17 protein-coding genes are annotated in these 19,496 nt (G+C 37.4%); all 17 read left to right on the top strand.

Features of this window, described 5'->3' with window-relative positions; all coding sequences use genetic code 11:
* Positions 1–38 precede the first annotated feature (38 nt).
* Positions 39–587 carry a UpxY family transcription antiterminator gene (locus ACQY77_RS02885; RefSeq protein ID WP_421939491.1) on the top strand — a complete coding sequence of 183 codons (549 nt, stop codon included), beginning with the start codon at positions 39–41 and terminating at the stop codon, positions 585–587.
* Entirely contained in the window at positions 580–1,878 is a 1,299-nt protein-coding gene (locus ACQY77_RS02880; protein ID WP_421939492.1) for a nucleotide sugar dehydrogenase, read from the top strand. The genes ACQY77_RS02885 and ACQY77_RS02880 overlap by 8 nt, the downstream gene beginning before the upstream one ends.
* A gap of 8 nt (positions 1,879–1,886) precedes the next feature.
* Positions 1,887–3,329: a lipopolysaccharide biosynthesis protein gene (locus tag ACQY77_RS02875; protein WP_421939493.1), complete on the top strand. Its 1,443-nt coding sequence runs from the start codon at positions 1,887–1,889 to the stop codon at positions 3,327–3,329.
* Positions 3,326–4,486: a DegT/DnrJ/EryC1/StrS family aminotransferase gene (locus tag ACQY77_RS02870; RefSeq protein WP_421939494.1), complete on the top strand. Its 1,161-nt coding sequence runs from the start codon at positions 3,326–3,328 to the stop codon at positions 4,484–4,486. The genes ACQY77_RS02875 and ACQY77_RS02870 overlap by 4 nt, the downstream gene beginning before the upstream one ends.
* 14 nt (positions 4,487–4,500) lie before the next feature.
* A complete protein-coding gene (locus tag ACQY77_RS02865) occupies positions 4,501–5,361 on the top strand; it encodes a glycosyltransferase (protein WP_428430118.1) in 861 nt (286 codons plus the stop codon).
* A 13-nt stretch (positions 5,362–5,374) separates the two neighbouring features.
* A complete protein-coding gene (locus tag ACQY77_RS02860) occupies positions 5,375–6,469 on the top strand; it encodes a glycosyltransferase family 4 protein (RefSeq protein WP_421939496.1) in 1,095 nt (364 codons plus the stop codon).
* Positions 6,466–7,683, top strand: a complete 1,218-nt coding sequence (locus tag ACQY77_RS02855; RefSeq protein ID WP_421939497.1) for a hypothetical protein — start codon at positions 6,466–6,468, stop codon at positions 7,681–7,683. The genes ACQY77_RS02860 and ACQY77_RS02855 overlap by 4 nt, the downstream gene beginning before the upstream one ends.
* Positions 7,684–7,740: 57 nt before the next feature.
* On the top strand, positions 7,741–9,018 hold the full coding sequence (locus ACQY77_RS02850) for a DegT/DnrJ/EryC1/StrS family aminotransferase (protein ID WP_421939498.1): 1,278 nt from the start codon (positions 7,741–7,743) through the stop codon (positions 9,016–9,018).
* Positions 9,015–9,617, top strand: coding sequence for a sugar transferase (locus ACQY77_RS02845; protein WP_421939499.1), 603 nt, complete (start codon positions 9,015–9,017; stop codon positions 9,615–9,617). Before ACQY77_RS02850 ends, ACQY77_RS02845 begins: the two co-directional genes overlap by 4 nt.
* A 2-nt stretch (positions 9,618–9,619) precedes the next feature.
* Entirely contained in the window at positions 9,620–10,720 is a 1,101-nt protein-coding gene (locus ACQY77_RS02840) for a glycosyltransferase (protein ID WP_421939500.1), read from the top strand.
* A gap of 21 nt (positions 10,721–10,741) precedes the next feature.
* Positions 10,742–12,583, top strand: a complete 1,842-nt coding sequence (gene asnB, locus ACQY77_RS02835) for an asparagine synthase (glutamine-hydrolyzing) (protein WP_421939501.1) — start codon at positions 10,742–10,744, stop codon at positions 12,581–12,583.
* Positions 12,584–12,594: 11 nt separating this feature from the next.
* Positions 12,595–13,494, top strand: coding sequence for a glucosamine inositolphosphorylceramide transferase family protein (locus ACQY77_RS02830; RefSeq protein ID WP_421939502.1), 900 nt, complete (start codon positions 12,595–12,597; stop codon positions 13,492–13,494).
* 11 nt (positions 13,495–13,505) lie between these two features.
* Entirely contained in the window at positions 13,506–14,585 is a 1,080-nt protein-coding gene (locus tag ACQY77_RS02825; RefSeq protein WP_421939503.1) for a glycosyltransferase, read from the top strand.
* 108 nt (positions 14,586–14,693) lie between these two features.
* Complete coding sequence (locus ACQY77_RS02820; RefSeq protein ID WP_421939504.1) at positions 14,694–15,785, top strand: NAD-dependent epimerase; 1,092 nt, start codon at positions 14,694–14,696, stop codon at positions 15,783–15,785.
* Positions 15,786–15,997: 212 nt separating this feature from the next.
* Complete coding sequence (locus tag ACQY77_RS02815; protein ID WP_421939505.1) at positions 15,998–17,404, top strand: pectate lyase family protein; 1,407 nt, start codon at positions 15,998–16,000, stop codon at positions 17,402–17,404.
* Positions 17,405–17,483: 79 nt separating this feature from the next.
* The gene (locus tag ACQY77_RS02810; RefSeq protein ID WP_421939506.1) at positions 17,484–18,638 is read left to right on the top strand and encodes a glycosyltransferase family 4 protein; all 1,155 of its coding nucleotides are present in this window, start codon (positions 17,484–17,486) and stop codon (positions 18,636–18,638) included.
* 52 nt (positions 18,639–18,690) lie between these two features.
* Positions 18,691–19,494, top strand: a complete 804-nt coding sequence (locus ACQY77_RS02805; RefSeq protein ID WP_421939507.1) for a phytanoyl-CoA dioxygenase family protein — start codon at positions 18,691–18,693, stop codon at positions 19,492–19,494.
* Positions 19,495–19,496: the final 2 nt, after the last annotated feature.

Below are 19,496 nucleotides of genomic sequence, written 5' to 3'. Positions count from 1 at the left end.
GTACCAAGTAAAGAAATCTAAAAACTCTATAACTAAACATGGAATCTAAAATTAACTTCAGACCATCCTTTGCCAAAAAATGGTTGGTTATCTACGTTCGCCCTCGTTGGGAAAAAAAAGTGGATAAGCTGTTACAAGAACAAGGTATAGAATCTTTTTGCCCGGTTCGTAATGTAGAAAGCCAATGGGCCGACAGAAAGAAAATGGTAAGCTTTCCGCTTTTTGCAGGTTATGTATTTGTAAGAATTAACGAAAGGGAAGAATATAAGGTAAGGGCAACAATGGGGGTACTCAATTTCATTTACTACTTAGGAAGACCTGCTGTGGTTAGAGATAATGAAATAGAAAAACTCAAATACATTGCCGATTCATATCATGATGCGGAAGTAGTTAGCCTGGAAAACCTGTCTAAAGGAGATAAAGTTAGGATCAAAAGTGGCTTGTTTCACGATCAGGAGGGTAATATTATCCAAATTCAGGGCAAACATGTACTCATGTCCTTCGATAATCTCGATTGTGCCGTAGTAACCCGTGTACCCGTAAATAATTTGATGTTAACCGTTAATCAACAACAACAATATGTTTAGTAACGATGAAAATTTGAAAATGGCTGTAATTGGTTTAGGTTATGTTGGCCTTCCTCTTGCGGTAGAGTTCGCCAAAAAACATAAAGTTTTTGGATTTGATATTCAGCAGGAGCGAATAGATCAACTTAAAGCGGGCTATGACAGTACTTTAGAAATAGCCGAAGCCGATTTGAAAAACGTGCTTACTTTCGATTGTACCACACTTAAAGGTTTATACTGTACCAATGAGTTAGAAAAACTTCGCTCATGTTCAGTATACATTATAACTGTACCTACCCCGGTAGATAAAAATAACCGTCCGGATTTAACGCCCTTGATTAAAGCCAGTGCTACCATTGCCAAAGTGCTAAAAAAAGGCGATGTAGTGGTGTATGAATCTACGGTTTATCCTGGTGTAACAGAAGATGAATGTGTACCTGTTTTAGAAAAAGGGTCAGGTTTAGTTTTCAACAGAGATTTCTTTGCAGGTTACTCACCTGAAAGGATTAATCCGGGGGATAAACAGCATACTGTTGCTAATATCCTTAAAATCACCTCGGGATCAACACCTGAAGCCGCTGAAAAAATAGATGCGCTTTACCGCTCGGTGATTACAGCCGGCACATACAAAGCGTCTTCTATTAAAGTAGCCGAGGCAGCAAAAGTTATAGAAAACGCACAGCGCGATATCAACATTGCTTTTGTAAATGAATTGGCCATGATTTTTAACCAATTGGGAATTGATACCTCAGAAGTACTAAACGCTGCAGGTACCAAATGGAATTTTTTAAATTTCAGACCAGGTTTGGTTGGCGGGCATTGCATTGGCGTAGATCCTTATTATTTGGCTCAGAAAGCACAGGAAGCTGGTTATCATCCTGAAATTATTTTGGCCGGAAGAAGGGTTAACGATGGTATGGGTAAATATGTGGCTGATCAGGTTATTAAAAAAATGATCGCTAAAAATATTCATATTGTAGGGGCAGAGGTGCTGGTTTTAGGCTTTACATTTAAAGAAAACTGTCCTGATGTTCGCAACACTAAAGTGATCGATATTGTTAGGCGGTTACAAGAATATAAAGTTAAGGTAACCATTCACGATCCTTGGGCAAATTCCGATCAGGCTGAACACAACTACGGCGTGATCTGCGAAAACGGCTCTTCTAAAACAAGAAAATATGATGGAGTGGTACTGGCGGTTGCGCACAACGAGTTTAAAAGTTTAGATATCAATATGCTTTGTAAACCTGAATCAATCATTTACGACATCAAATCGTTTTTACCACAATCGCTTGAAGCCGTTCGTTTATAATAAACACCATGAGTTTGCAACACAAAGCCCGTTCTGGCATAATATGGTCAATCGGGCAACAGTTTAGTTCAAAATTCATAAGCCTTTTCATTACAATCATTCTGGCCAGGATTTTATCACCTGCAGAATTCGGCTTAATTGCCATGCTTTCAGTGTTTATAGCAATTGGCAATTCGTTAGTAGATAGTGGTTTAACCTCCTCATTAATCCGGTCTCGCTTAACCGGACAAAAAGACTACTCGACAATTTTTTTTTTTAACCTCATCGGGAGCGTAGTTGTATATGCGATACTATTCTTTGCGGCACCATTAATAGCATCCTTTTATAAACAACCCCAGCTAAATGATATTGTAAAGGTTTATGGTTTGGTATTTCTGATCAATGCTTTTTTCAGTATTCAAAATACCTTGTTAACCAAAGAAATGCAGTTTAAGCTGCAAACCGTTATCCAGATTCCTGCTGTTATTCTTGGGGGATGTGTAGGTATTTACCTGGCCAAAAATGGTTATGGTGCCTGGAGCCTGGTTTGGATGTATCTGGTTAACTCCAGTATTTCTACAGCACTACACTGGTATTATTCTGATTGGCGCCCCAGGTTAATCTTTAGCAAGAAAAGTTTTAAAAAACATTTTCACTTTGGTTATAAGATGACACTTTCGGGTTTATTAGAAACCTTTTATCAGAATATATATACCATAATCATCGGACGTTTTTATGCCGCTACTCAGTTGGGTTTTTACTCCAGAGCAGATAGCTTAAGCCAGTTACCAATAGGAATTATATCAACAGCAATTAACAAAGTAACGTACCCCATGTTTTCCAGCATCTCTAACGATGATGTAAAACTTAAAATGGTTTACCGTAAGCTGATGCAGCAGGTGTTATTTTGGAATGCGCCGATACTCATTTATCTGGCAGTGATTGCTAAACCACTTTTTCTAATGCTTTTAACAGAAAAATGGTTACCTGCTGTCCCATACTTCCAGATTTTATGCATCGCAGGGATTTTGTATCCACTACATGCTTATAACCTGAATATATTAAAAGTTAAAGGTAAGAGTGGCCAGTTCTTAAAGCTCGAAATCATTAAAAAAGTGCTCAGTGTAATCGGAATACTCGCAGTAATCCCATTCGGTATTATGGGGCTTTTATATTATCAGTTATTCTTTACCGTATTTGCTTACTACATCAATTCAAGCTATAGCGGTAAGCTCATCAATTACCCGTTAAAAGAGCAGCTTACAGATATTTTACCCATACTCATTCTTTCTGCAACGGTGGGTCTAGGCTGTTTTTACCTCAGTATTTGGTACTTATCACATTACGCAATGAACAACATACTCCAGATTTTATCCATTGGAGTAATATATGGAGGATTTTACCTCGGCATAAGCAGTTTGATTCGCCTTACTGCAATAATCGATTTTAAACAATTAATTCTCAAACAATGATCCCTGTAACCAAACCATTTTTGCCTAAACAGGCAGAATTCAAAAGCTATGTTAGTAGCATTTGGGCCAGACAATGGCTAACCAATAACGGTCCATTAGTAAACGAATTGGAGTTGAAGTTGCAGCAGTACCTGGATCTTCCGCACTTGTTATTTGTTACCAATGGTACCATAGCACTGCAATTGGCTATTCAGGCACTGGAGATAAAAGGAGAGGTGATTACTACTCCATTTTCTTTTGTTGCTACCACAAGCAGCCTTGTTTGGCAGAGCTGCAAGCCTGTTTTTGTAGATATAGATCAGAAAACTTTAAATATAGATCCTGACAAAATTGAAGCGGCTATAACACCAAATACATCAGCCATTATGGCAACGCATGTTTTTGGAAATCCATGTGATATTGAGGCCATTGACAGGATCGCTAAAAAACATGATCTGAAGGTAATTTACGATGCCGCACATTGCTTTGGCACAAAGTACAAAGGGAAATCGATTTTCGCCTATGGCGATGTAAGTACAACGAGTTTTCATGCTACAAAATTATTTCATACCATAGAGGGGGGGGCAGTATTTACTCAGAATCCTGAGGTACTAAAGAAAATGGCGTTTATGCGCAATTTTGGCTACAGTGGTGTAGATACCTTCTCTGAAATTGGTACAAACGCTAAGAACTCTGAGTTTCATGCTGCAATGGGGCTCTGTAACTTAAATTATATCGATCAGATTTTAAGTAAACGTAAGGAGCTTTCCGTACACTATATGCAAAGATTAACCAAGGCTGATGCAGAATTCCAGGTGGTGCAGGATGATACCGATTTTAACTACGCTTACTTTCCAATCATCTTTAAGTCTGAAGAGATCATGCTCGATGTGATGAAGCAGCTGGAATTGGTTCAGGTTTACTGCAGAAGGTATTTTTATCCATCCTTATCGGCACTACCTTATATTGAAAAAATAAATATGCCAATCTGCGATTCGATAGCAAAGCGCATTATTTGCTTACCCCTGTACCACACCCTTACAGCTGCAGATCAGGACCTGGTGGTAAGAATCATTTTAAGAACTCAAAATTATCGTAAAAAACAAGTGGTCAAACTTGCAGACTACGGCACCTTGGTTAACGGAACTACCCTCGGGATGGTTGTAAACGGCCACTAATTCAGGCTTTGAAAATGGAACAAATTAACGACAATATTATGGTTAGCATTTTTTGCATAACCTATAACCACAGCAAATTTATTGGCAAAGCACTCGATGGTTTTTTAATGCAGAAATGCAATTTCAATACCGAGATTATTATTGGGGATGATTGCTCTACAGACGGAACAACAGAAATTATTGATGGTTACGTAGCCAGATATCCCGGAAGGATAAAGCGGTTAAAGGCACCTAAAAATATTGGTGCTACCCAGAATGTAATTCGGGTAGCATTAGAAACCAAAGGCAAGTACGTAGCAACTTGTGATGGTGATGATTTTTGGACTGATCCTTATAAACTTCAGAAGCAAGTTGATTTTCTGGAGGCAAATCCACAGTATGTTATGTGTTGCCATTATACCAAAGAAATTAATTACGATGAAACGGAGTTGATTTACATGGATTTTAATCCTGTTCCGTTAACCTACAGTTTTAGCGATTTGTTGATGAACAAACAATTAGAAACCTGTACCGCTACCATTGTGTATAGAAATGTAGAAGAGATTAAAGAGTTATACAAAAACGATTGGTTTCTGAAATGCAATGCCTGCGATAAGTTTTTGAAATTGTATTCAACCTGGGCAACAGGCAAAAAAATATATGTATTACCAGAGGTGATGAGCTGCTACAGAAGACATTCTGGTGGAATATGGAGCCCGGTGGCATACGTGCCTTTAAAGAAAATGCAACTCAGTGATTTTTATATCATTACCAAAATCTTTACTTACACCACCTTTCAAAAAGTTAAACTGCTTTATTTCTACTTTAAGAAATATTTCCTGTTCGAAGTAAAACATAAAACCTTAGGTAACGCATTAACACCATTAAAACCATAGTAAACTAACTGAAATGGCAACTAAATTATGCTTTGTAATTAGCAGCTTGGAGGGGGGTGGGGCCGAAAGGGTTTTGAGTAACCTGGCCAATCACTTTAGTGAAAAGGATTTTGATGTTATAGTGATTTGTTTAAATCAGGCGCCCACCAAATATGTTCTTGCTCCAAAAATTAAACTTAAAGTTTTGGTAGATCGGAGAGGTAAATCAGACTTGTTTTCCAGACTGAAATTTGCTGCAGTTACTTTTTATAGGCTCATTGCAACACTAAGGAAAGAGAAACCAGTTTGCTGTATTTCTTTTATGACATCGGTTAATATATGGACAGGTATTGCTTGTATATTATTGAATATCAAATATATAATATCGGAAAGAACCTCGCCTGATTATACCTTAAATACGTACAGTACCTGGTTGCAATGGATCTCATTTCAGGTTTATAACAAATCAAAGGCGGTAGTTTTACCCGCAAAAGCAATGGAAGATGGTTTTAAACGTAATAAAAGATTTCGTACCCTGAGCAATTTTAAAACCATCTACAATCCGGTAAATATTTTTAATCAGCCCTCAAAAGCAGCAGTTAATGATAAGCCTTTTATATTGAGTGTAGGACGTTTGGATCCTGATAAATGTTTTGACCTGATAATAGCGGCTTACAGTCGTATACCTAACCAAAATATCGATTTAATCATATCAGGGGAGGGCGACTGCAGACCAGCATTAACGCAACAGATTGAGGCATTAAAGCTAACTGATCGCGTAAAATTGATCGGATTTAAATCAAACCTTCAGGATTACTATAGCCAGGCAAAATTGTTTGTGATGGCTTCGAGGGTAGAAGGTTATCCAAATGCCCTGGTAGAAGCCATGAGTTTAGGGTGCCCGGCCATAGCAATGGATTGTGAGTTTGGCCCTTCAGAAATCATCAATAACGGAATAAATGGTTTCTTAATTAAATGTGAGGATGTAGATGCATTAACGCATGCCATGAATGAGTTGCTCAGTAATGAAACACTCCAGACTACTTTCTCTACCAACGGAAAATTAATCAGTAAAACCAATTCAATGGAAAATATATCTACGAATTGGGAAAATCTAATCCTATCATGAAAAAGGTAATGCTTCTGGGGCTGTTGTTTCTATTTATTTATGTAACAACGTTCAATATTTTTATGACGGGTATTTTCAGAATTCCCGCACCTGTAGTTTTTCTTGCTCCTTTGCTCTATTTTTTCAGAACAGACGAAAAAGACTTCTTATACGGTAAAGAAATGGTCGTTTTTTTTCTTGCAGGTCTTTTCTTTTATGTAATTGGCCAGGCAGATATTGCAGGTTTCTTCGCCTTAATGATTGTAGCCGCATGCTTCGCACTCTTGTTTAATTATGTGGTAGGAATGGATTTAAAGCGGATGAAAATTCTGATTGGATTCTTTTTCGGAGTATTGATCGTTTCAGGTATTATCATGTTTATTGATCACAAGATTAACATGGCTGGCTTAAGATCGTTATTGGTAGGTGAACAGGTACTTCAGGCACCATCTGGCATTTCTACTACCATTTTTACTTTCGGCTACCAGATGGCTGCACTAACCCCTTTTTTAGTAATAAGTACAATTCTCTTCAGAAAAAACTGGTTTTTTAGCCTGATCATTTTCGGATTCGCAATTGCCCTTATCTTTTTTGGAATGCAACGTTCAGTTTTACTGGCATTCGGATTGGTACTTGGACTATTTTTTCTCTGCCTGTATAAAGCAAAATCTATTTTAATATTCGGATTAATATGTGGAACATTCTTTCTTGCACAAAGCTCAATCGAACAATTTTCAGAAGGGAAAAAGCAGCAGAATATTCTCAATAAGAACGTAGAAAATGCAAGGGGAAAAGAAGAAAGGGGGGATTTGATGAGTGAAAACTTAGATATTATTGCTGATTATCCCTTTGGATTAGTTTTTTATGGCAAAACCTGGAACGATGTAGTACAGCATAATTTTGTATATAAAAAAGGCCCTATCGTTATCACTTCGCACAATGCCTATCTTATGTTTATTACCTACTTAGGCCCATTACTCTCATTTATCTTCTTAGTGCTGCTTTATCAAAAAGTAGGGAAGATTATCTTCAATGCTTTTCTCCATATTAAAGAGAAAAAGAATGCACTGCTAATTTGCCTATGTTGTTCATTTATAGCCATATCAGTTAATTCATTTTTTCATAACGAATGGCTCCTGGCTACAAGCGGACCCACTTTGTTTCTCTACTTCGCAATCCTCCAGTTATCCAGAATCAGGGCGAACGAAGAAGCGCTTGTAGTGATCACCGAATAGATCGGACACAACGATCTTTTTATTACTCAACACCAAACTTTAATAAATCAAACCATTATGAACATACCATTCTCACCGCCATTTATTGATCAATCGGTTGTTGATCAGGTTATGGAAACACTAAACAACAAGTGGATTACTACAGGGCCTAAGGTTAAGGCGCTTGAACAGGAAATACAGAGTTTAACAAGTACCGATGCGGTTATATGTGTAAATTCCTGGACATCGGGTGCAATATTAATGCTAAAGTGGTTTGGAATAAAGCCCGGCGATGAAGTTATTGTACCTGCATATACTTATTGCGCTACAGCATTGAGCGTGCTGCATTGTGGTGCAACACCTGTTATGGTTGATGTGTTAGATGATTTTAACATTGATCCGGAGCAGGTTAAAAAGGCCATTACAGCCAAAACAAAGGCGATTATTGCCGTAGATATTGCTGGCTGGCCTTGCGATTACAACTCTTTGTATAGGGTCGTTAACGATATTGAGGTTCGCAACCAGTTTCAGGCCGAATCTGAAAAACAAATATTACTGAACAGGATACTTTTAATTTCTGATGCTGCACATAGCATTGGAAGTACATACTGTGGTGAACCTGCAGCTAAGAAATGCGATGTAACAATTTTTTCTTTCCATGCCGTAAAAAATATCACAACCGCAGAAGGTGGGGCTATCTGTTTAAATCTCCCGCCACAGTTTAATGCAGCAGATGAATACAGTTATTTGAAAATGTATACCCTTAATGGTCAGAATAAGGATGCATTGGCAAAATCGAAAGGAGGGGGCTGGCGTTATGATATTCTCTTTCAGGGCTTGAAAATCAATATGCCGGACATTTGTGCCGCAATAGGTTTGGCTCAAATCAGGCAATATAATGCCAGTTTGTTGCCAAGCAGAAAACAAATCGCACTGAAATATTGCGAAGGATTCGAAAATCAAAGCTGGTTTGTTGCACCGCCACTAATCAGCATACAACGCGAGTCATGCTACCACCTCTTTCCTTTAAGGGTTAAAGGATTAACTGAAGAACAGAGAGATACCATAATTGATGATCTGGCGGCCTTGGGCGTAGCGGCAAATGTGCATTTTATTCCAATGCCTATGCTTACCTATTTCAAAACACTGGGATATAAAATTGAAGACTACCCCGTAGCATATCAAAATTATGCGAACGAAATTTCACTTCCAATCTATCCTCAACTCAGCGCAAGTGAAATAGAATTTATTATCACTTCGGTAATCAGTGTAATCCAAATCCAGTTAAACGGTGTAATTAAATTAACTGATGATCAGTATGTAGAACCAATAAAACAAATGGCAGTTGCATCATGAAAAGGAAATATAAAAGAGTGTTCGATGTACTCATTGCAGGCATAGCACTTATCATTTTTAGCCCGTTATTGATTTTAGTGGCACTTTTAATCAGGCTAGATTCAAAAGGACCTATATTCTTTAAACAAATCAGGGTGGGCAGAAATATGAAGGATTTTCACCTCATTAAGTTTCGAACCATGTTTGTTCAGCAAAATGAGGGCAGTTTGCTTACTATTGGTAACCGTGATAACAGGATAACACGAATAGGTTATTGGTTAAGAAAGTATAAGTTAGATGAGCTTCCACAGCTGTTAAATGTACTAAAAGGCCATATGAGCCTGGTTGGTCCGAGACCAGAGGTAAGGAAATATGTTAACCTCTATAATGATGAACAACGTTATGTACTTTCTGTAAAACCAGGAATAACAGATTGGGCTTCAGTAGAATTTTGCAATGAAAATGAACTTCTGAAACACGCTGAAGACCCCGAAAGCTACTACATCGAACGGATTATTCCGGCCAAGATTCAACAGAACCTCAGGTATATTAAACACAATAATATACTCACCGATTTTAAGATTATCTGGTTAACCATCAATAGAATAGTGATCAACTGATTATGTACGCACTACAACAAACTGCTTATCAGGAAGAAGTTCAAAAGAAAAAGGTTTTTTTTATTTTGAGTTCTTTAACTTCCGGAGGTTCGGAAAGGGTATTCTGGAATTTAGCTCAGGGTTTTAATAAAACGCTTTTTGATATTACCATCGTTATCCTCGATTCTTCTGTGAACTGTTTTTCGATGGATTTAGAAGGGGTAAGGTTCATCGATTTAGGGACAAAAAAAGCATCTAAATCCTTTTTTGCACTTTATTCGGTATTAAAAAGGGAAGAACCTTACGCTGTATTTTCAACTACCGACCATATTAACATTCTGGTTTCAATGGTTGGAAGGTTTTTGAAAGTTCCTTATTTAATCGCAAGAGCATCCAATATTCCGCATGAACAACGCCTGTATGAAGGCTTCAAATCTAAATTTTACGAGCTTTTCACCAGAGCTAGTTACAAAGGCTACAAACTTATTGTATGTCAATCTGAGGAAATGAAGCAATCGTTGATGAAAACTTATGGTGTATCACCAAAACTGATCACGGTAATTGCGAATCCGGTGCTGCGAACCTCAAACCTGAGGATCCCCGAAAAACCTTCTAAAAAGTTTAAACTTCTGGTTGTTGCCAGGTTTGCTTTAGAAAAAGGTCTGGACCGCCTCGTGAACATCATGGCCATGCTACCGGATAACTACCATTTGAGTTTTGTTGGGACAGGGGTTTTAAAGGAAAGGATTAAGCAGCAGGTTAAAGATATGAACCTTGAATCAAGGATTCAATTTTTAGGTGAGATCAGGAATATCCACGAAGTAATGGTTCAGCACGATTTAATGGTGCTGAGTTCGCATACAGAAGGCTTTCCAAATGTTGTTTTAGAAGCTTTGACTGTAGGTTTGCCGGTGGTAACCTTTAAAGTGAGTGGTATCCCGGGTTTAATTATCGATGGTTTCAACGGTTATGTTATTCAGCAAGGCGATTTGCTTGGTTTTAGAGATAAAGTGGTCCAGGCCTGCAACCAAAATAACTGGAATGCAATGGATATCAGGCAAAACGTCTACCAAAAATGCTCACTCGAAAAAATCAGTATACAATACGAATCATTAATCAATTAACAATCTTAAAAAAATAAAGTTATGTGTGGCATATATGGATCAACGATAGTTTATAATGATGAAACCATTCGTGAAAAAATGGCCAGAATCAGTTTTAGAGGCCCGGATTACACGGGTATACAACGGTATGATAAAGTTGTTTTTGCTCACAACAGGTTAGCAATCATAGATTTAGATTCCCGCTCTAATCAGCCATTTTCTTATCTTCATTTGCATATCGTATTCAATGGCGAAATCTATAATTACAAAGACATCAGAAAAGATCTGGAAGCTAAAAACTATCAGTTTAGAACAAGTTCCGATACAGAGGTTATTTGTGCCGCATATTTAGCTTATGGTGCCGATTGTTTATCCCGTTTCAACGGAATGTTTGCCTTTGTAATTTATGACACTTTAAAGAATGAACTTTTTGGTGCCCGCGATAGGTTTGGTAAAAAACCTTTCTATTATGCACATGATCATGGGGATTTTGAGTTTGCAAGCCAACCCTCGCAAATCAGTATCCACAGGAATCTCAGCGTAGATGAGAAAGCAATCAATCAATACTTAATCTGGGGCTATGTTCCTGAACCGCAATCTATTTTTGCAGAAGTAAGACAATTGCCCGCCGCGCATTATTTTAAGTATCAGATAGGCAGTAGTAAAATGAAAACGACCGAATATTGGTCGCTTGATTATGGATGGAAGAACAGGTTTTCGGGTAGTTACGGGGAAGCTAAAGAAGCTTTAGAGCTCATTTTAGCAGACGCTGTTAAAATCAGGATGAATGCTGATGTGCCGCTGGGTGTTTTTCTTTCAGGCGGAATAGATTCCTCACTCATTGCTTCAATGGCCACCCGGGAAATAGACCATGTAAAAACCTTTTCTATTAAATTTAATGAAAAGGGCTTTGATGAAAGTGCTTACGCTAAACAAGTGGCACAGCATTTAGGTACTGATCACCACACTATAGAATGTAATTATGATGATGGCATTCAGCTCATCGAGAATTTTAATCAATATTATGATGAACCTTTTGCCGATTCGAGTGCTATACCAACCATGTTGCTGGCCAAACATACCCGTAAGCATGTAACTGTTGCCCTTAGTGGTGATGCAGGCGATGAAGCATTTTTAGGTTACCATCGTTATAAATGGATTAAACAGGTTAATAGTGTCTTCTATGCCCCTCATTCCATACGAAAGGCATTAGGCGGAATAATTAATCAGTCGCCAAAATATAAACATAAGCTCATTGCCATGGGAATTGCTATGGAAGATGTAGAAAAGCTTTATGTAAAAATGTTTGGTAACATGGAAAATTCATGGGTTAAACAACCAGACCTGGCAAAATACAATCCTTTGATGCATATTTTAACCAACCCATCTAAACCATTATTAGAAAGGATTTCAGATTTTGATATCAAGACCTATCTGAATGGCGATATCAATACCAAAGTCGACAGTGCATCAATGGCATTTTCGCTGGAATCAAGGTCCCCACTAATGGATTACCGGGTGATAGAATTCTCAAGAAGTTTGCCAACCAATTTTAAATACAATAGCGGTAACCAAAAGCGAATATTAAAGGACATCTTATTTGAACGTGTTCCGGCACAAATTTTTGATCGGCCAAAAGCAGGTTTTACCATGCCTTTCCAAAATTGGTTCAGGAATGAACTTAAAGAATATGTGATGGATAACTTATCTGAACAGAATCTTAAAAATATTCCGGGCATTCATGTAAAACGTACCCAGGAAATTATCCAGGAACACATGACTGGTAAATGGAACAGGTATCCTCAAATCTGGAAGCTACTGGTGTTATCTCAGTGGTTAATTAAGAATAAAAAATCTGAACAAAAAGTTTCACTGGTTGCTTAAAATCATTTGTTATGCAGCACTTTATATCAAAAGTATTTAATAAGTTGTTTACTGCAGACAAATGGAATATCGGGTATGTTTATCAATCTGTTGAAAGCCTGATTGCACACAAGCAATTGAATGCAGACATCAAATGGTTTAAAGAAGATACAGTTGATTATGCTGCGGATCCATTTGTTGTTGATGTAGCCGGTAAAACCAGGGTTTATTATGAAGAGTTAAACTTTTGGAAAGGAAAAGGTGAACTCATGATGGTCGATGATTTGTCTTTCGGTAACAAAAAAAAGGTTACCGGGGTTATACCCGAAGCTATTCATCTTTCTTATCCCTACATGATTAATACCGTACATGGTTTATATTGTATTCCTGAAACATCTGAAGCGATGGAGGTTGCATTGTATAAGGTAGATGTAGATAACCCTGAAAAGCTGGTCAAAAAAAAAGTCCTTCTCAAAGGAAAAGCCTTTGTAGATAGTTCAATTGTTTTTTTTCAAAACAAGTACTGGTTGTTTACCAGCGTACCAGGAGAGAATACCCATTTGTATGTTTATCATTCCGATACTTTAGATGGCGACTATAAAGGACATCAGCTCAATCCAATAAGAGTAAAAAAAGAGCATTGCAGGGCTGCGGGAAAGCTTTTCATGTTCCAATCTGAACTTTACCGGGCAACACAGAATCCTACGCATAAATATGGTGGTTCGATCATTATTAATAAGATAGAACTACTTAATGAATCGAGTTTTCATGCTAGTCCTTTATTTGAAATAATGCCTCATAAAAAATATAGTGAGGGACTTCACAACATCAGTTTCACTGAAACAATGATTGTTGTAGACGGCAAAAGGAAGATAATAAGTCCATTTATGCCCTTTAAGAAACTGATAAGAAAAATTAAACAAAACACTTAAAAAAAGAGAAAATGGGACCGGATAAAAAGATACTGTTTATTTCTTTAACCGATGCGCCCAATGGAGCTGAGAATGTGCTGCTTACCATGGCTAAAGAAGTAGGAAAGGAGATTTGGTTTTTAAAACGAAATCAATCCTCCAACTTAATAATTCCAGACCGTATTCATGCACATTATCTGTCGGAAATAAGCATTGCAAGAGGCTTTATGCAAATGGTTCCTAGATTAAGGAGCTTAACTTCTGCAGACTTGATTATCAGTACACATCCCTACTTAAATGCACTTCTGGGATTATTAAAAAGAATAGGGTATTTAAAAACCAAACTGATTGCAAGAGAATGTACTTCTGTTTTTACCAGGTTTACAGGTCTGAAAAAGAAAGTATATCAGGTACTATATCGCCTTGGCTATCCAGCTATTGATTTATTGGTTTGTCAAACTGAGATGATGAAGCAACAACTTTTAAATCATAATCACTTTATCCCTGCTTCAAAAGTACTGGTACAGCCCAATCCGATTGATTTTGTTAAAATAAAGGCAGGCGCAGAAAAACCATTAATTAATGGAGATGCAAAACTGGATTTTATATGTTCGGCAGGTAGGCTGATACCCGAAAAAGGCTTTCCAGTTCTCATTGAAGCCTTTAAAAATATTAAAACTGAATACCCTAACCTCAAACTTCTGCTCTTAGGGGAAGGTAAAGAAAGAGCAAGTTTAACCCAGCTCATTGAGACAAACGGACTAATTGATGATGTAATTTTGAAAGGTCAGGTTAATAATCCTGCCCCATACTTTAAACATGCTAAGGTATGCGTGGTATCCTCTCTAAAAGAAGGCTTTCCTAATGTACTCCTGGAGATGATGGCGGTAAACGCTTCTGTAGTATCTACCCTATGTGCAGGAGGAATTGAGGATATTCCTGGTATCAGTAAGATCGAAGTTAATAATGTAGATGCCCTGAGCAATGCCATGCGTGAGGCGCTACAAAAAAACAGACTAAATGAAGAAGACGTAGTGCTTGATTACCTGGCACAACGAAAACCTGAAATTTTTGCGCATGCTATTCTGAATGCCCTAAACAATCTTAACTAATAAATTAACCGACATAATATTAACCAATAGGTCATGTGACGCATGGCCCTGATAATCAATTGCCTCATCCCAGGCTATTACTTAACTGTTTCTCAAAACCAAAATTCTATGAAAATTTTAATTACCGGTACAGCTGGTTTTATTGGCTTCCATTTAGCACAACGTTTATTGCAAAGAGGTGATACAGTTGTTGGCATAGATAACATCAACGATTATTATGATGTTAATTTAAAGTATGCCCGTTTGGCACATACGGGTATTCCGCAATCGGAAATCGCCTATGGCGTGCCTGTGCAAAGTAAGGTATATGATAACTATACTTTTATTAAATTAGACATTTGCGATAAAACAACACTCGAAAAATGTTTTAAGGACAATCAATTTGATGCGGTTTGCAATTTAGCAGCGCAGGCAGGGGTAAGGTACAGCTTAACCAACCCGGATGCCTACATTGAAGCCAATATTAAAGGATTTTTGAATGTTCTTGAATGTAGCAGACACTTTAAAATCGGGCACTTACTTTACGCAAGCTCATCTAGTGTTTACGGTTTAAATAAAAACATGCCGTTTTCTACCCATAATAATGTTGATCATCCCGTGTCTCTTTATGCTGCATCTAAGAAAAGTAATGAGTTGATGGCCCATTCTTACAGTCATTTATTTAATTTGCCAACTACGGCTTTAAGGTTTTTTACCGTTTATGGTCCATGGGGCCGTCCGGATATGGCACTTTTCTTATTTACCAAAGCCATTTTAGAAGGTAAGCCCATTGAAGTATTCAACAATGGTGAAATGAGGCGGGATTTTACGTATATTGATGATATTGTGGAAGGAATAGTGCGGGTATTTGATCAGCCTGCTCAAAGCAATCCGGATTGGAATAGCTTAAATCCTGATCCTGCAACATCTAAAGCGCCTTATGCTGTATTTAATATTGGAAGAGGAGAGCCTGTAAGATTGCTGGATTTTGTAGAGGAAATTGAAAAAGAAACAGGTATTTCAGCTCAGAAAATCTTCTTGCCTATGCAAGATGGGGATGTTGCAGAAACTGCCGCAGATGTAGATGATTTGAAAAATTTATTGAATTATCAACCTTCAGTATCTGTTCAAACAGGTGTGAAGAATTTTGTGAAGTGGTTTACAGATTTTTATACACCTCATTCACAAAATGTTACAAAAACACCCGAAGTGGTGATTTAGTTTGTCATGTGAATGTAAAGTTGGTGTATAAATTGTTCTACATTATTGTGTTCTTAATCATTAATTTAGCTTTCTTTAAATAACTGGGTTTCAGTGTTAGTAATTGTGTTTAATATTGATATGAATTAATAATCAGTGCTTTAGCTGCATTTTTTTAGATATACTCATTTATCGCATATAGCGTTAAGTTGTAAATTTAAAAAAAATCAAAAATGCAGAGAAGAACAAAATTGTTTAAAAAAGTGAGTTTAATTGGGTTATTATTTACAACCATTTTCTTTTTCAGTAATTGTAAAAAAAGTGTGAATGGAGAAGATACATCTTTGGTTGATACTACTCAATATTTTTCAAGTGATTCAGGTCAAGTTTTAGCCGCTACCAGTGGAAGTACAGGTAAATTAAGTGCAAGTGGATTCAGGTTAGAAAGCGGGTATGCTTTTAAAATCTCGGCAACCATCTCCGGAGGAGATAATTCGACTGCACCAAGTCAGTCAATTTTAAGATTATTTGAGAACGGTGTAGAATTAGGTCCGGCTCATACTGCTCATGATGAGATCAGAACAGTAGGTAAGGGAAGATTTAGCCATTGGGGCACTACATTAATTTTCTCAACATCAGATAATAGCGATCCAAGAACAAACGGCAGAACCTATACCTATGTAATGGGTGGAACTGCAGCAATAACACCACCGGCAACAATTGCGCCACCAGCATCAGGCAATACCGAAATAACAAATGGCATTATGGGATATGCTATGGTTAACGGTTCAACCACAGGTGGTCAAGGTGGGACAGAAACTACAGTTAGCACTTTAGCTGCTTTAAAATCAGCGCTGGGGGATAATGTTAAACGTATTATTTATGTAACCGGTACAATTAAAGGTGCAGGCGAAGATCCGATATATGTAAAATCAAATAAATCAATCATTGGTAAATCGGGTGCAGTAATTGAAGGTGTTAACTTGTTTATGTACACAGTAAGTAACATCATCGTTCAGAACATTACTTTCAAAAACTATGTTAACTATGCCGCAATACAAATTAAAGAGGCTGCTCACCATATTTGGATTGATCATTGCGATTTCGCGACAGACAGATCACATGGATGGGAGTATTGGGGTAAAGATATTACCATTACCAGAGAATCTGATTTTGTAACGGTTTCCTGGAGTAAATTCCATGATACAAACTTATCAGTGTTAATCAGTGGTGGTATTGCCGGCCACGAATCTGATGCAGGTAAACTTCATGTAACCATGCACCATAATTTCTGGTATAATGTTACAGAAAGAGAGCCTTCAATGAACTGGGGTCGTGTACACATGTTTAACAATTATCACTTAAACAACACAGGGTATTCAATTGGTGCCAGAGCTGGTGGTATAGTAAGAACAGATAATGAATATTTTTCAAACTGTGTAAAACCATTATCAACCAAAGTTGCTACAGATCCTGAAGGATACTTTAGCGGTATTAATACCAATATTTACGACAAATGTGGTGCAAACACCATGACAACAGCGGTATCAACCTGGGTACCAGAGTACGATTATAAAGCATATTTAAATGATGCAGCTAGCGTTCCTTCAATTGTAATGAACGGTGCTGGTCCGAAATAGATAAACCAAAATCTTCATATTTTTATTACAAAAGCCACCTGGATAGGTGGCTTTGTAATTTGAATAAAAAAAAATTGACATGATGAACATTACAGGCAAAAAGATTTTTATCGTTTGCGATTCTTCCAGATCACTACTTGATTTTAGGGGAAAGCTCATTGAGAAAATGCAGATTGATAATCAGGTGTATGTTTTTACACCCAAAATAGAACAAGAATCTGTACGCAAAAGGTTGCAGGAATTAAAAGTAATTACCTATGAGAGCAAGCTGAATGGAAGTAATGTTTCAATAATGTCTGACCTCCAGTTTATATATTCTTTATACAAATTACTTAGAAAAATAAAGCCAGATATATTCTTCCCTTACACATTTAAACCTGTTATTTACGGTTCCTTTTTGGCTAAACTTTGCAATGTAAACCTAATTGCCCCAATGCTTACTGGTTTGGGCTATAATTTTACTGATAATCCGAATAGTAATAAATGGGTAGTTAAGATTACCCGCTTTTTGTTAAAGTATAGCTTACAACCCAATCCCAGATTAAATATCATTTTCCAAAATAAGGACGATTCTCAACGTCTTTTAGACCTGAAAATATTGAATAAAAAACATCAGGTTTATGTAGTTAACGGTTCAGGTGTAGATTTAAGTCATTATCAATATTCTAAACCCAGTGTTACGCCTATTACTTTTCTGATGGTTTCAAGACTGATAAATGCCAAAGGAATTAAAGAGTACTACGATGCTGCCAAAGTGATTAAACAGCGTTTCCCAAAAACCGTTTTCAAGCTCATAGGTGCTTACGATGATAATATCGATAGTATTAGCCCTCAACTTTATCAGGAAATTGCTTCAGGAGAAACCATAAAATACATTGGGCAGGTAGATGATGTAAGACCTGATATAGAACAATCTTCCGTTATGGTTTTGCCTTCTTATTATGGTGAAGGTGTTCCTAGATGCGTTTTAGAGGGAATGGCCATGGGAAGACCAGTAATTACCAGCGATTCTGTAGGTTGCAGAGAAACCATAAACCCGGAGCCTGAAAATGCCAATGGATTTCTAATTCCGATCAAAAATGCATCAGCGCTAGCCAGTAAAATGACTTATTTCATTGAACATAGTGATGATATCGTTAATTACGGAAACCGCGGGAGAACATTTGCGAAAGAGAAATTTGATGTTAATCTGGTTAATTCAGAATTATTCAAAATCATGAAGTTGAAAGACTAACCCACTTTTAGCTCACCAGAATCAACTAACCAAATAACCTAACCTTACTGTTGTGAACAATACATTTATTTACAAGCAAGCCACCCTGGCTGACTTTCGTCACGCTATTGACGAATACGGATGGGTAGTATACGAGAAAGCAATCAACCAGAAATTAATATCAGATATTATTGCCGGCTTTGAGGCTTCTTATTTACTTCGACGCGAGATTCAGAAAATGAACGGCATAGAGGAAAATATGGAAGGTACGCTTCACCATCTTTTAGAAAAGGACAATTTTGCAATGGAGCTTTTGCGAAAGCTTTGCTGTCATCGGGAAATCCGGGATTTCTTAGGCGGGAATTATATCCTGAATGGTATTAATGGGGTAATCAATTCCAGGAAAAGCAAATCTTATATCCAAAATATCCATAGAGATGTAAGGACCTTTTCAGGTGAAAACAGGTATATGATCCAGATGATAGTCGTTTTAGACGATTTTACCATTTTTAACGGGGCAACGCACTTCCTGTCCGGATCTCATAAACTGGATATCAGACCGGATGAAAAACATTTTAAAGCCTTTTCCAAACAAGCTGTAGCCAAAAAGGGAAGTATCATTTTATTTGATTCCAATTTATGGCATGCAGGCGGTATTAATTTTACCCGAAAGCAGAGAAGAGCCTTAACACTTGGTTTTACCAAGCCATATATTAAACAACAATTTGATTATCCGCGGTTTTTAGGATACGAATATGGTGAAACTTTAGATAGCGATCTCCGACAGATAATTGGCTATAATGCCAGGGTTCCGGCGAGTTTGCAAGAATACTACCAGCCTAGAGAACATAGAATGTATAAATCAGATCAAGGTTAAAG

It is taken from the genome of Pedobacter sp., assembly GCF_965279535.1.
Lineage (GTDB): Bacteria > Bacteroidota > Bacteroidia > Sphingobacteriales > Sphingobacteriaceae > Pedobacter.
This window is presented reverse-complemented; position numbering and strand designations above follow the sequence as displayed.

Bases quoted from the DNA above. Each gene is read 5' to 3' on its own strand.
- ACQY77_RS02870 (WP_421939494.1), top strand. From the start codon at position 3,326: ATGATCCCTGTAACCAAACCATTTTTGCCTAAACAGGCAGAATTCAAA.
- ACQY77_RS02845 (WP_421939499.1), top strand. From the start codon at position 9,015: ATGAAAAGGAAATATAAAAGAGTGTTCGATGTACTCATTGCAGGCATA.
- ACQY77_RS02810 (WP_421939506.1), top strand. From the start codon at position 17,484: ATGATGAACATTACAGGCAAAAAGATTTTTATCGTTTGCGATTCTTCC.
- ACQY77_RS02825 (WP_421939503.1), top strand. From the start codon at position 13,506: ATGGGACCGGATAAAAAGATACTGTTTATTTCTTTAACCGATGCGCCC.
- ACQY77_RS02865 (WP_428430118.1), top strand. From the start codon at position 4,501: ATGGAACAAATTAACGACAATATTATGGTTAGCATTTTTTGCATAACC.
- ACQY77_RS02860 (WP_421939496.1), top strand. From the start codon at position 5,375: ATGGCAACTAAATTATGCTTTGTAATTAGCAGCTTGGAGGGGGGTGGG.
- ACQY77_RS02850 (WP_421939498.1), top strand. From the start codon at position 7,741: ATGAACATACCATTCTCACCGCCATTTATTGATCAATCGGTTGTTGAT.
- ACQY77_RS02875 (WP_421939493.1), top strand. From the start codon at position 1,887: ATGAGTTTGCAACACAAAGCCCGTTCTGGCATAATATGGTCAATCGGG.
- ACQY77_RS02815 (WP_421939505.1), top strand. From the start codon at position 15,998: ATGCAGAGAAGAACAAAATTGTTTAAAAAAGTGAGTTTAATTGGGTTA.
- asnB (WP_421939501.1), top strand. From the start codon at position 10,742: ATGTGTGGCATATATGGATCAACGATAGTTTATAATGATGAAACCATT.
- ACQY77_RS02840 (WP_421939500.1), top strand. From the start codon at position 9,620: ATGTACGCACTACAACAAACTGCTTATCAGGAAGAAGTTCAAAAGAAA.
- ACQY77_RS02885 (WP_421939491.1), top strand. From the start codon at position 39: ATGGAATCTAAAATTAACTTCAGACCATCCTTTGCCAAAAAATGGTTG.
- ACQY77_RS02820 (WP_421939504.1), top strand. From the start codon at position 14,694: ATGAAAATTTTAATTACCGGTACAGCTGGTTTTATTGGCTTCCATTTA.
- ACQY77_RS02880 (WP_421939492.1), top strand. From the start codon at position 580: ATGTTTAGTAACGATGAAAATTTGAAAATGGCTGTAATTGGTTTAGGT.
- ACQY77_RS02830 (WP_421939502.1), top strand. From the start codon at position 12,595: ATGCAGCACTTTATATCAAAAGTATTTAATAAGTTGTTTACTGCAGAC.
- ACQY77_RS02855 (WP_421939497.1), top strand. From the start codon at position 6,466: ATGAAAAAGGTAATGCTTCTGGGGCTGTTGTTTCTATTTATTTATGTA.